We start from the raw sequence: 13,238 nt of genomic DNA on the forward strand, positions 1-13,238 counted from the left end.
ATCCCAGGACGAACGTGGTATCAATGCCATGAAAATCCTGGGAATAGAAAATATGAATTAGCACCCTAAACTTGAATTACATTACAAACTGGAATAGAGCCACTGGGAAGTTCAATTAAAAATTAACCATGTAAAGTCACGCACACGGGTTTATTTTTTTCCAACAAAATTAACTCCGCAAACTAAATATATATATATTTACTCATGTTAGGGGAAATTTAATTAAGAGGTAGTGATACTCATTCGATTTACATGAGCGTCCTTAAAAGAAACGTTCTGATAAAAGCCCTTCAAAACGTATACGGAAGTAAAGGTGTGAGTAAGGCGGATGTTGTGGAGCTTGGCGACTTTCTTTTGGCGTTCTTTGGATATGAGGACTATGTGCTTGACAATGTTCTCTCCTCTCCTGAGAGAGATGCCTTTTATGATCTGGAAGAGAATGGCTTTCTGAAGACGCACAGAGAGGAGATAACTCTTCCCAAGGGAAAGGTGTGGAGAGTTAATCAATGGAAACTCAGAAAAAACAAGATTGAAGAACTTTCAAAGAACATAAAGGAAGAAGAAGAGATAGAAAAGAAATACGAAGAGATTTTTAAAATGATGGAAAATCAGGGGATTACTCAGTAAAATGCCCTGAAAAACTCACTTATTGCAACGAGTACAAACAGGGATCCCAGGAAAAGATATATTGTCGCCGGCTTAAGATCGTTGGCTTTTTTGCCAAAGAAATAGCCTGAGATCAGTCCAAAGATACCTATTATTAAAGCTGCTTCAATATCCACTGTGCCAGAAAGGAGATAGGCGCTTGCACCACTTCCTGCTGAAAGAAACATTGCAAGTGTGGCTGTTCCAACCATAGTTTTTACCTCCATCCCACGGAAGATCAGCATCATCACTGCTATAAACATGATTCCACCGCTTGCCCCCATTGTTCCAGTTACAATTCCAACCAGAATGGAAAGGGATCCTGCGGCTATATACCAGATTCTTCCTCTCTTTACCTCATCACCTTGGACCTGAGATTTAATGTGCTTCTTCCTGGACCTGAATGCCCTGAAAGCCATAAAAAGTGTGAATATGGCAAATGCCACCTCAAGGGGTACTTCTGGCAGCGAGAGAGCTATAAGGGCTCCCAGTTGGGCACCAATAATTGCTCCCGCGCCAAGACTTAGACCTAAGGCTATTCTTACGTTCTTCCTTGCGAAGTATGCATAGGTTACTGATACAGTTGTTATTACATCCACGAGAAGACTTGTCCCAACCGCCTGCTGAAACGTGTGTCCCAAAAAGGAAAGTGCTGGAACAACAATGACAACTCCACTGCTACCAGTAATTCCCGTGAGAATACCGGTCATGATTCCAATGAGGATATAGATACCAATGAAAAGTGTGCTTGTCATTGATGGGGATTCAATTATAAGAGATGTATTTTTTCACTGCTTTGTATACATTTTGTACATTTCTGTATCATTTGTAGAAGACCTGCCTGTTTCTTGAAAACTTCAGGTAAATCAAAAGAAGACTTATAAGTGATATAAAACCGAGGGATACAAAGGAGAATGTATATCCAATCAGTGATGAAAAATATCCAAAAACAGGAGGGACAGCAAGGAAGAGAATATTATTATATGACGTGAAATAGGAATTGGCCGCATTGAGCCTTTCCCTTGGCGTGCCTCTTGATATAAGTATGGTGGCAATAGGAAATATGCCGCCATGTGGAATGCCCATAATGGCAATAAGCGCAAAATAAATATACATATTATTAACAAATCCTATTATAAAAAAGGTTACAACTGTTATCATTATGAAAAAGGTTAAAGGGACTCTCAGATGTTTAAATGGACGAAACTGCATGTATATCCTTGTGAGAAGTGAAGCACCAAAGAAAAAGATAAAAACATAATAGGCGAATGAAGAACTAACACCAAATTTTCCCTTTGTGTAAATATCCATGAAAACAGTGAATGCTGCAAATGGGACATTATAGGCCGTTATTGATATTATAGATGCAAGAAAACCGGGAGTGGTTACAGCACCCTTCACATCTCTTTTTTCTACAATTTCCGGAGCCTTGATTTTGAATGACAGTATGGATGCCACAATCATCAGGGGAAGAAATTCTATAAAAATGCCATCATAACCTACCTTGCTAAGGGAGAACCGTTCTATTATTGGTCCAATTAATAGAGACAGGGAAAGAGCCATGGAATAGGCGGCCAGACCTCTCTCCCTTGATATACCCTCCATATTTGTTGATATGGAAGTTAGTATATTGGTAAAGAGAAAACCCGTGAAAAAACCAAATATTGAGAGAAATGACCAGAAGAGTATAATGCTTTGAAAATACAATCCTATGAGTGAGAGGGAGGTCAAGAACATTGATAGTATGAAAACTTTCTTCTTTGCTAATCCCTGTAATCTAGGATTTACAAAGGCTGTTGATATAAGAGTAAAAAGATAGATCACTGTCCCAGTAAGACCCACATCGGTGCTATTCAAGGAGTAGGTGTATTTAGCCAGGATTGGTGCGGTTGTATTTACCATGTTGTTTGTCATTCTTATGAAGAATGCCAGAGTAACCGCAATCAGTATTATTCTTGTCTGTTCCTTGATAGCCCCCTTACTTATCATTTCCCCAAAATCCTCTTAATGAGTGACAGGGCGACTATAGAAACACCGGTCAGAACCGCTCCGTATACAGGGCTATCATAAAGCAGGTGTTCTACTGGTTTTTTGTAAGGGTCGAACTGATCCACGTGTATTTCATAATGATCTCTGAATTCGACAACGTGTATTCCCTTGGTTGATCCATCAATGGACGATCTCCAGTCGGACATCTGGCCTCTTATTTCACCAAGAGACCTCTTGAAAAGCCCTGAATCCGAAGGTCTCGGAACTTCTTCTCCGTTTTCATCGATTTTATTTATATTAATTCTGCCGGTGGATAGGGCCTCAGAAATAGCTTTTTTCCAAAATAATCTGGCATCATATGTCATATATAAGCAGGTTATTACTTTTATACTCATAACTGTTTTTGAGAAATTTTATGATAGGACTTTATCTATCTCTGACTTGTTATTTGCATATGCATAACCATACTTTAAGGATGTAAAAATTAATGAAAACGTAGTGCCACCTGCATATTAAGGCAGACAAAAGGATGGATGAACATTTGTCAAAATTCAAAATGAACATCGTAATCCAAAAAACATCAGGTTTGGAAATAGATGAAAAATTAGAGATGCAGAGTTTTATACATCTTGTAGAAATTTCTATTATAGATTATTAAGGAATGAGCACCAATTTTGCCCATATGAAAAGTTTCTATGAGGGTTAGACGTCGCATTTTTATGATCTTCACCATGATTCCCCTTACTGTAATATAACGCGATTCAAAAATAATCGAAAGATTACTTTTTCCTACCCTAATTTCTCGTATTATAAATCCATATATTTTCATATTATCCAATAATAATAGATAAACGATACTAGATGCTGATTAAGGTGGAAAATCAAGATTATGATAGAATTCCCCTATGTTAAGATTGGGGCGTATATAATTTCTTAAAGTTAAAATAATGATGGATATCTTCCATATGTTTTAAAGGTAATATTAAAACTGTTTTAGATCTTTAAAATTAAATATACTATCTATATATACTAAAATTAATATATCAAGAACAATTATGACCTATTATGAAGTATAAATTCAATGGAGATATGCTAAATTGTGGGGGCAATAGCATTTACTATAGTATCCTTTGGTCTAACTCCTGATTGAATATGAAAGCTAAAAAATTGACTTTAATTGTTATTTTTGTACTTTCTCTCATTTCGGTCATTGCATTAATAGCCCCCGTTGAAGAATTCCAGATCGAAAGAAGTTCTATGGTTTCCAATCCTCTCTCCCCGGATTCTTTCTATACATACTATTTTTGCACTGAAAGAAATTGCATCGAAAGTGGAACATATGGTCACAATTATAGCGCATTTCCATCAGGACTTATCAAATTTACTGTTCATCAGAATGGTGTTCAGATGAGTGAGAAGATATATGAATCACCAAATAATCCAAATGCAATTGATTTCATAAATGAGAGTTACAAAACGAACAGTTCATTTATTCAATTCTTCTTAAACAATAAGCAGATAAGTAGTGGCTCCTTTTATGAGTTACCCTATGGAATAGTTGGAATACCTGAAAAGGATGGCCAGAATTACGAGGTAATATATTCTACAAAAAATACCACCCTTTTAGGATTGGAGGAAAAAATTGGAATAACCTGCCCCAGGGAAGTGCTGATAAAAAATATAAATGAATCGATGCTCCCCAAGCACGATAGTTACTATCTCAATATAGATCCAAATCAATTTGATTACGACTATTCAGGAGACATAAACATACTGGTTAGGGCTTTCCTGACTGGAAATAACTCATTCCTAAATGATATTTTCCAAACCGAAGGATTGCGATATTCAGTGGGTTTTATGATTTTCCTTGTTGCAACCAATGTAGGACTCAAACCCATAGACTATTTTCATTATATTACACAGTTTCTTCCTCTACTTCCTCCTATATGGATTTTCTCTTTGTTAGTGTTGTACTTAGTCATAAGAAATGCAAGGAAAAGACTCGGGAGAAACGATGCCTAATGCCTTTAATAGATATTTCTGCAATAAAAATAAATTACGCAAATAATAATATGCTGAACAATCTTAAAATTTCAATTAATGAAGGTATTACAGTTATTATAGGTCAAAATGGTGTGGGCAAGAGCAGTTTGATATCAGTGGTGGAGGGACTTACAAGAATAAATGACAGAAATGGCGTTAAGGTGATGGGACTTTCTCCCTATATGGAACCAGAGAGGGCGTTTTCAGAGGTTGCGTTTCTACCAGAGAAACCCGTAGGAATAGGGATTACGGTTAAGCATTGGGTTAAGTATTATTCCTACCTTAGGAAAATCTCCTTTGAGACATTTAAGGAACTCCTGACTCTATTCGACATTGAGTTTACCTTGAAACGAAAGTGGAAGGACCTGAGCAGCGGGGAATTACAGCTCCTTTCCATATCTTTGTGCCTCAGTTCAAAAGCAAAACTCTTTGTGATGGATGAACCTAATTCAAATCTGGATATGGTTAACAGAATGCGTCTTTCAAAAGTTTTAAAAAAAATGAAGACCGAGCAGGGAGCGTCCTTTTTAATAACAAGTCACCTCCTGGATGAGATATTACCAATTTCAGATTATGTTGTTATCGCAAATAAGCAATCAATATCCTCACCCATCTCTTTAGGAGAAATATCTGAGGAAAATGGCCTCCTTGTAATAAGAGTAAAGGATCCAGAGTTCATAAGGGAGAAGATGGATAAAATGGCCGATATAAGTACGGGAGACAATGAAATAATTTTGAGAAATTCCAATCTCATTAAGTTTATTTCCCAAGCTGACCAGGATGTGCTTGAAAATATAGTAAGTGTTCACATATTTCCGGGCATTATGGAGGGGTTTTTGAATGAACGAAAGATTTGACAGAGTGAGATTTGCTGAGTACATTTCAGACCCCTTTTATATAGCTGAAATATTGGGAATAATTTCAGCGGCAGTGATTATGGATTCTTCAATTGCTGGAATCCATCGATCTGAAGTATCATTTTCAGATGGCTTAGTCATTATGCAGATACTATTCATATTATACTCATCACTGGTTTCATACTATTACACTTACAGGATTGAAAGAGGCATAATGGGTTATATTTTCACCATGCCCGTAAATAGATATTCATTCCTTGGGGTTACCTTTCTCTTCGAAAACCTAGTTCCCGCAATCTTAATTATGCTAAGCATTTCACTGGTAATGGCTTTGGCATACTTTTCCATAATGTTATATTATATTACATTTTTATTTTTACTAACCATATCTGAGCTATGCCTGATGACAGCCATTGGAAGATTGCTTGGAACGATCATAAGAAACGGCATTCTGACCTTCGTTTTGCTTTTTGGTTTATTCTATAGTTTAAATTATATATCCCTCTACTTCCCAAAAGGAGGCTTCCTATGGCTAATTGCCTATGGAATTGAGGCTTTGGATTTTATTAAGCCCTCGATCTACTTCACATGGCTTATCATGGCAATACTAGTTGCTTCATTTTTCATATATCAGGCATCTTTCTTTATTCTGAAGCAGATAAATTTGAAAAGTGGGAGGTAATCGATGACGCTTTATAATAAAATAATTGCAATTGGGGTATCATTTCTTATAATTTCTATGGGATTTCTCTTTTTCAGTATAAATGATGGAAAGATGCAGGATATTATGGCGTATCCAAATTTTACCTACGAAAATAATACCCAGAACATTTCCTATAACTCCTCTTTAATTAATTCCTATGGCTATGGAGGTATTCTCTCAATTTTCAGTTCTTATGTATACCCAGGGGTTGAACTTCCCTATGCATATATATTTGAAAAGATATATATTAAAAAAGAGACTCTTTCCGGAAATAACTGGGTTTTATGGAAAAATTATTCAGTTAACATGAGTTTAAAAAACTTCTATTTAATGAATATTCATCTGGTTCCAGGGAGATACAAATTTATGTTTGGAACCTTAATAGACTACAGAAATCAAAGTGCCTTTATTAATGGAACTCTTCCCCCTTCCCATAATTCTTTCATGTTGATTGACCTGCCTTATCCTTCAATTCTGGTTGATCTTATTGTTATAGAAATACTACTTCTGGTTCTAATTGCAATATTGGATTACCGCAGTATTCTTAGAAAAAACCGACAAATATGAACTTGTGGCCTGGTGTAAGGATAGGGATCGGATGGTAGTATTAAATTTGTCAGAGAACTTACAATTACATCTATTATGGAACTTTCATTGTAAAAGAGATCAATGTTTATAACAAAATGGCAAGTTGCATTGGGCAATAAACTAAATTCGTCAGTAAAAAATGAAACTTTTAAATGCTAATTGATTTCAAACGAGAGGAAAATGGAAAATCACAAGAATATTTATTCATTTTTATGAAAATATCATTTTCCAAATATCTGTTTAAGAGCTTCGCTTATTTTATCATACTTTATCTTATAGCCAAGCTCATCCATTCTTTCGCTTTTGATAAGCTGACTCCTGAGAACAAGATCAGAGGCTTTTCCAAACATAGAGCGAATGATCACCTTTGGTATAGGTAAACGGGAACTCTTTCCCATGGCAATTCCTATTTGATTGGAAAATTCCTTTGAGGTGACGGTACCTCCAACGCTGTTAATTGGACCGTGGAATTTATCATTTTGTATTGCCTGAATTATAATACCAGTTTCATCATCTATATGCACCCACGGGAATATTTGATTTCCAGGCGAAACATATCCTCCCAGACCCTTTCTGAAGTATGGTTCAAGTGCTTTTAGAGCCCCCTCTCCTCTCATTAAAACAAGAGTTGTTCTTATCAAAACAGTTCTTACGCCAGACTTCTCTGCTTCCAAAGCCGCTTTCTCCCAATCAGATACAAGTTTTCCCCAGTAATCTTCCCCAGCTGGTGAACTTTCCACTGCTGCCTTATTCTCGTCATAGCCATAAAAACCGGCTGCAGAGGCATTAATAAGAACCTGAGGTTTTTCCTGGCAGTTCCTTATGGCCTCCACAACATACCTGGTTCCTTCTATTCTGCTTGAGAAAATCTCCTTCTCGTAATTACCTCTCCATTTTGTGAGAAGAGGCGCTCCTGTCATGTTTATAACTGCCCGGCCCCCCTCAATCAGGGATGATAGTTCATCAGGTCTGTTTATATCCCATTTGATGCATTCTACCAGTCCCTTTACCTTGGATTTAGCCTCATCAGGGTTTCGTGCCACTCCATAAACTTCATAGCCTTCGTCAATGAGCCTTTTAGCCAGATTTGATCCTATTGCCCCCGTTACTCCTGCCACTATAACTTTTTTGGAATCCATAAAGTAATATGAAATAGAGGCTTATTATATTTTATTAAAAATTTTATGTCAAATTTCTGTTAAAAAATAAAAATAGATGGTAAGCAGTATTAGGTGAAAAATGACTCCCGTATTGTCATATCAGGAATCACTCTTTCCGTAAAGAATGTTGTACATGTTATAAAAGAGCCCTTTTTTATCCATAAGTTGTTTGAAAGTACCGTTTTCCACTATTCTCCCTCCATCTACCACCACTATCTTATTTACCAGGGATATCATAGAAAACCTATGTGTTATAAGGATAAGTGTTCTGTTCTTTGCAAACTTTTCAAGGCTCATGAATATGTCTCTCTCGGAAAAAGGATCGATGTTTGAAGTCGGCTCATCCATTATTATTATGTTGGGTTCTCTTATGAGAGCACGCAATATTGCAATTGCCTGTTTCTGTCCTTCTGAAAGATTTCTCCCCAGCTCTCCAACGTCTGTGTTCATACCATCAGGAAGCTTTGCGAAGATTCTGGCCAGCCCAAATTCCTTGGCCCTTTCTCCTATCTCTTCATCAGTTGCATCCTTTTTAGCAATTCTCACGTTTTCATAAATTGAACCTCTAAACAGGAATGGTTCCTGAAGCACTGGAACTATTATGTCTCTGTATGATTTTGTTTTAATCAATTTTGTATTAACAAGATCAAGATCAATTTCCCCATCCTTTGGAAGATATAACTTTAAAATAAGATTGGATAGTGTTGTTTTTCCTGCTCCAGTGTGCCCAACTATACCTATCTTATCTCCTTTCTTAATCTCCATGTTTATTTCTTTGAGCGTGTCACCCATTCCATAACTGAAATCGACGTCATTGAGTGAAAGATCACTGTTAAAATCTCTCTTTTCCCTTGAACCTTCTGGAACCTCCTCCTTTTCACTGTCTATGATTCCATAAATTCTTCCTGCTCCCACAATAGAGGACTGATATGCGTTATATAACTGAGAGAGTTGAATCACTGGATCAAAGAACTCCTGAACATAGAATATGAATGCCACGAGTATTCCTATGGATATGAGATTGGCCTGAAGTTGTACAGCACCTGCGTATATGACAATAACGATTCCAAGGAATTCAATTACCCTTACAACAGCACCATAAAATGATGAAAGTCTGGATGCCTTTATATTGGCCCTAAGATTTTCCTCGTTTAATGTGTCAAATCTCTCCTCTACATATTCCTCAACGTTAAATGCCTTAATGCTCCTTATTGAACTTATATTTTCAGCCAAATTTCCGGTGATTGCAGCTATTGTTTTTCGAGTTTTTAAATAATTTTCCCTTACCTTCCCTTGAAGGGATATGGTAAAAAGAGAAAGAAATGGCAAAACAATAAGGGCATAAAGAGTCAGATTGAAATCAAGATAGAGCATTATTCCTATTGACAGTATAACAGTGGTGAAACCTGATACTACTTGAGGAATCTGAAATGTGAGAAAGTCCCCTATTGTTTCACCATCATTTGTTATTCTGCTTATTAAAAACCCGGATTTTACCACACTAAAAAATGAAACAGGTACTTTGTGAATGCTTCTGAATGCGCTATCTCTCATATTTTTAACAGTCTTTTGTGATACCTCTGTTGAACTTATGGCCCTGAACCTGTTAGAGAGGAATTGAATTAATCCGAGGCCGATGAATACCAGAGAGAACAAGAGGACTCCGGAAACGCTTCTTTCACTAACGCTATTTACAGCCTCTCCAATAGTTAAGGGTATGAAAGTTCCGGCTACAGCTGTGGTTATGACAGAAATGACAAGTATGGCCAGACCCCTTCTGTTTCTGGCGATATCTTTCATCATTCTGAATAGGGCCTTTCTCCCCTTTAGAGTCCGGATTACCCGCTCCTCTGCATTTTCATAACTCTCTGTCACTGGGAATCACCATAACCAAAAATATCAAGACTCTCCATATCCTCAAGGATTTCTGCCCTGCCATCCTTTATTATATAGGTTTCCTTTGAATATTTCATTGCAGAATATCTTAGTGAAACAAGTATTACTGTGATTCCCTTAACATTTTTCACTATTTCCGAGAATATTTTAAGTTCTGTCTCAGGATCAACGCTGGAAGTGACATCGTCTAAAATCAATATGGACGGCTTTGTTACTATAGCTCTTGCAATGGCCATTCTTTGCCTCTGGCCTCCAGAAAGGGTCAGACCTCTTTCACCAATCAGTGTATCATATCCATCCTGAAGTGAATCGATGAAGTCGTCAATTTTGGCTATTTTTGCTGCCCTGACAACGTCTTCGTGCTTTATTCCGCTGCGTCCGAATATTATATTTTCCTCAATTGTCCCTGAAAGAAGATTTATCTCCTGCGGGACAATAGATACGTTTTTTCTTAGTGTTCCAAGGGGAATTTCTTTAACGTCTATGCCACCAATAAGCACCTCTCCCTCTTTGGGTTCCTCAAGTCTCGGTATTAAATTTACTATACTGCTCTTTCCACAGCCCGTTTCTCCTGTAATACATATAAAGCCACCCTTTGGAATTTTCATATTTAGATTCCGTATTATCTCACGCTTTCCCTTAACAATTCTTATGTTCCGAAGCTCAACGTCATTATCCTCCGGGAAATGGCCGTCTGAATCCAGATTTTCGTCCATATCCTCCTTTAAAACTTCGTTTATTCTTCCTATTCCTGCCCTTGCATTTTCAGACCATACAATTAATCTGCCCAGAAAACTCACAGGCATTGTGACGAGGTTAAATATATTTACAGCGGCGACTAGATTTCCAACCTGTGTTTTAGCAATTATGGATGTGTAGCCTCCGTATAAAATAACCCCCGTAGCCGCCAGGCTTATTATGAATGGCATCAGATTGTTATAAAAGCCCCTTAAGTGAGCTATATCCATATATTGCTCATAATAGGCACCGGTTATGTTTTCAAATTTTTCTATTTGATTATCTTCCAGGGAGTATGTTCTTACTGTTCTCTGGCCATTTATATCCTCCTGAAGCCTTTCAGTCATTTCTCCATATTGCTTTCTTATGGTCATCCAGTGTTTTCTCTGCTTTCTCTGAAATATAATCCCTATATACACAAGAACAGGAACTGTTAATAGGAAAAATAGTGAGTAAACGGGATTCAGGAAAAAAAGATACACAATTGCAAAAATGATTATCATTACTGTAGGTATGAGCTGAGAAAGCGTATTCATGAGGAAATTTCTTGTGGCATCTACATCCATCGTGGTTCTCGATAATAGATCTCCAGAAGTGTTACCCTGGAAAAAGTTAACTTTTTTTCTTGTTAGACTCCCGACCAATTTTTTTCTCAGATTGTATGCATAAATTTGGCTTGAATATTGAGAACCAAAATTGGTTACGAATGTTGATACGGCTGAAACCACTGCAAGGAGCATTATCAGCTCAATGGCAGGTAAAATTGATCCAAATGCCTTTGTTTCGAGTGAATCTATGATAAATCCTATAAGTATTGGTACATACAATCTTGTTGCGGTAGAGATCGCTGCTGTAATTATTAGAACATAGATAATCCAGCGTTTACCCTTCAGGTATTTAAGAGAGAATATTAGGGGTTGCAATACACCTGTTACCTTTTTTAAAAAATTAGTATCAGACAAATTAATAGTTAATTACTTTATTATTTTTAATGTTTACCGGAATTTAATGTAAATTTGGATTACAAATTACCCGATTAACATTATTTTTTTATATTTCTGTAAGAAAATATTCATAGAGATATTGAATTTATTAGTCCTTTATATTGACTAAATATGTATTTATATCATTAGCTCCTTTACGTGCCGTGTCTACCTCAAATAGTAACATTAATACAACTTTTCAAGTTCTATCTGCTTTCAGCGGATGGCTGATGGATGGTTACGTCTCCATAGGATACGTAATTGTTGCTCCCATACTGGCCAGTATATTTTTCCCTTCTAACTTTTCTGAATCTTTTAGTCTGCTTTTAACGTTCCTGGGCCTGGCTGTTGGTGCAATTGCAAGATTTGTTGGTTCGATAGTTCTTGGTAATTTTCTAGGAGATAGACTGGGAAGGAGAAAAATGCTTGTTTATTCCATTATTGGATTCTCAGTATCTTCATTCTTTATAGGTTTTCTTCCCGTGTATTCTCAAGTGTCATTTCTAGCCCCGGTTTTGCTGTACTTTATTCTATTTGTGGTTGGACTCTTCGCAGGTGCTGAATACTCAGGAGGAGCGACATTATCCATGGAGGCCGTTCCTCCGAAGGCCAGACTCCCAGTTGGAGCCTTTGTCCAGAGTGGTTACGGTGTTGGTTTCTTTATAATGTTACTGGTATTGGCCTATTTGAAGACGGTTTTCGGACTATCTGAATATGATAATTTGGTATGGAGGGTTATGTTCTTTACCACAATAATTCCAGGAATTATAGCTCTCATTATAAGAATGTTCACAAAGGAGACCGAAGTATTTTCCGAAATGAAAAAGGACAATGAATTGGAAAAAATACCAGCAACTGGAATTTTTAAGCAATTGGATTCCACAATATCTGCATTTATACTTATAACTGGTCTCCTGCTATTGAATACTGTAACACTTTCCTTCTATCCAACCCTTTTGGGAGATCTGTATACAAGCCTTGCCAATAATCCGATACTTGATGATTATAATGCCGAAATTAACCTCATTTCACTGGTTGGTGTATGGATTGGTGGTTTGATAGCATATTTCATTTTCAGAAGAAAACTTACCCTTGGCATATATTCACTTATCTTCGTTATTCTCCTTTATCCAATGTATGTACTAACAGTATCCGGTAATCTCTTTGACACGCTTCTTGCCTTTTCAGTGATTGCCTTTTTTGAGGCTGCCATTTTTTCCAGTATTCCTGCCTATCTTGCAGAGATCTTCAGCAAATCACACAGAACAACAGCAATGGGGACCATTTATAACGGAGCAGCGATCCCGGCAAGTTTTGGAATATCTGCAATATATCTAATAAGCTCATTCCCACATACTTCCCTTACAAATTCACGGTTTATTATGATGATAGTCGGATCAATATTCCTTAATAACGGAGCAGCGATCCCGGCAAGTTTTGGAATATCTGCAATATATCTAATAAGCTCATTCCCACATACTTCCCTTACAAATTCATGGTTTATTATGATGATAGTCGGATCAATATTACTCATACTTGGGATATTTCTATCAAGAGAAACTGGAATTAAAGGTACTGATCCTATAACAAAATAACACTAAAATTTTATCTTTTATTAAAAAGATTCCTTTCTAAA

At 36.8% G+C, this 13,238-nt stretch carries 13 protein-coding genes; 6 read left to right on the top strand and 7 right to left on the bottom strand.

Annotation, left to right across the window (positions count from 1 at the left end):
- Nucleotides 1-252: 252 nt before the first annotated feature.
- A complete protein-coding gene (locus ACNF42_RS03915) occupies nucleotides 253-627 on the top strand; it encodes a DUF6015 family protein (RefSeq protein ID WP_443339210.1) in 375 nt (124 codons plus the stop codon).
- Here ACNF42_RS03915 and ACNF42_RS03920 read toward each other — a convergent pair.
- From ACNF42_RS03920 to ACNF42_RS03935, 4 genes are all read right to left on the bottom strand, one after another.
- A complete protein-coding gene (locus ACNF42_RS03920; RefSeq protein WP_443339212.1) occupies nucleotides 621-1,400 on the bottom strand; it encodes a sulfite exporter TauE/SafE family protein in 780 nt (259 codons plus the stop codon). The two genes, ACNF42_RS03915 and ACNF42_RS03920, sit on opposite strands and share 7 nt — an antisense overlap.
- Nucleotides 1,401-1,467: 67 nt before the next feature.
- Nucleotides 1,468-2,634 (bottom strand): MFS transporter, encoded by a 1,167-nt coding sequence (locus tag ACNF42_RS03925; RefSeq protein WP_443339214.1) that lies wholly within the window; start codon nucleotides 2,632-2,634, stop codon nucleotides 1,468-1,470.
- Nucleotides 2,631-2,999 carry a hypothetical protein gene (locus tag ACNF42_RS03930; protein ID WP_443339216.1) on the bottom strand — a complete coding sequence of 123 codons (369 nt, stop codon included), beginning with the start codon at nucleotides 2,997-2,999 and terminating at the stop codon, nucleotides 2,631-2,633. Before ACNF42_RS03930 ends, ACNF42_RS03925 begins: the two co-directional genes overlap by 4 nt.
- Before the next feature lie 753 nt (nucleotides 3,000-3,752).
- Nucleotides 3,753-3,902 (bottom strand): hypothetical protein, encoded by a 150-nt coding sequence (locus tag ACNF42_RS03935; RefSeq protein WP_443339217.1) that lies wholly within the window; start codon nucleotides 3,900-3,902, stop codon nucleotides 3,753-3,755.
- 139 nt (nucleotides 3,903-4,041) lie between these two features.
- Here ACNF42_RS03935 and ACNF42_RS03940 point away from each other — a divergent pair, with 139 nt between their 5' ends.
- Genes ACNF42_RS03940 through ACNF42_RS03955 form a run of 4 tightly spaced genes read left to right on the top strand, consistent with a single transcriptional unit; the run spans nucleotide 4,042 to nucleotide 6,804 of the window.
- Nucleotides 4,042-4,656 (top strand): hypothetical protein, encoded by a 615-nt coding sequence (locus ACNF42_RS03940; protein ID WP_443339218.1) that lies wholly within the window; start codon nucleotides 4,042-4,044, stop codon nucleotides 4,654-4,656.
- Nucleotides 4,656-5,534, top strand: a complete 879-nt coding sequence (locus ACNF42_RS03945) for an AAA family ATPase (RefSeq protein WP_443339219.1) — start codon at nucleotides 4,656-4,658, stop codon at nucleotides 5,532-5,534. Before ACNF42_RS03940 ends, ACNF42_RS03945 begins: the two co-directional genes overlap by 1 nt.
- Nucleotides 5,518-6,216, top strand: a complete 699-nt coding sequence (locus tag ACNF42_RS03950; protein WP_443339220.1) for a hypothetical protein — start codon at nucleotides 5,518-5,520, stop codon at nucleotides 6,214-6,216. Before ACNF42_RS03945 ends, ACNF42_RS03950 begins: the two co-directional genes overlap by 17 nt.
- A 3-nt stretch (nucleotides 6,217-6,219) precedes the next feature.
- The gene (locus ACNF42_RS03955) at nucleotides 6,220-6,804 is read left to right on the top strand and encodes a hypothetical protein (RefSeq protein ID WP_443339221.1); all 585 of its coding nucleotides are present in this window, start codon (nucleotides 6,220-6,222) and stop codon (nucleotides 6,802-6,804) included.
- Between the two features lie 242 nt (nucleotides 6,805-7,046).
- On the opposite strand, the gene ACNF42_RS03960 is transcribed toward ACNF42_RS03955, so the two are convergent.
- From ACNF42_RS03960 to ACNF42_RS03970, 3 genes are all read right to left on the bottom strand, one after another.
- Nucleotides 7,047-7,964, bottom strand: coding sequence for a TIGR01777 family oxidoreductase (locus tag ACNF42_RS03960; protein WP_443339222.1), 918 nt, complete (start codon nucleotides 7,962-7,964; stop codon nucleotides 7,047-7,049).
- Between the two features lie 120 nt (nucleotides 7,965-8,084).
- On the bottom strand, nucleotides 8,085-9,860 hold the full coding sequence (locus ACNF42_RS03965) for an ABC transporter ATP-binding protein (RefSeq protein ID WP_443339223.1): 1,776 nt from the start codon (nucleotides 9,858-9,860) through the stop codon (nucleotides 8,085-8,087).
- On the bottom strand, nucleotides 9,857-11,581 hold the full coding sequence (locus ACNF42_RS03970; RefSeq protein ID WP_443339224.1) for an ABC transporter ATP-binding protein: 1,725 nt from the start codon (nucleotides 11,579-11,581) through the stop codon (nucleotides 9,857-9,859). Before ACNF42_RS03970 ends, ACNF42_RS03965 begins: the two co-directional genes overlap by 4 nt.
- Before the next feature lie 185 nt (nucleotides 11,582-11,766).
- Here ACNF42_RS03970 and ACNF42_RS03975 point away from each other — a divergent pair, with 185 nt between their 5' ends.
- Entirely contained in the window at nucleotides 11,767-13,197 is a 1,431-nt protein-coding gene (locus ACNF42_RS03975; protein WP_443339226.1) for an MFS transporter, read from the top strand.
- Nucleotides 13,198-13,238 lie beyond the last annotated feature (41 nt).

Origin of the sequence: Cuniculiplasma thermophilum (assembly GCF_052315355.1) — an archaeon.
In the GTDB taxonomy this organism is placed as follows: Archaea; Thermoplasmatota; Thermoplasmata; order Thermoplasmatales; family Thermoplasmataceae; genus Cuniculiplasma.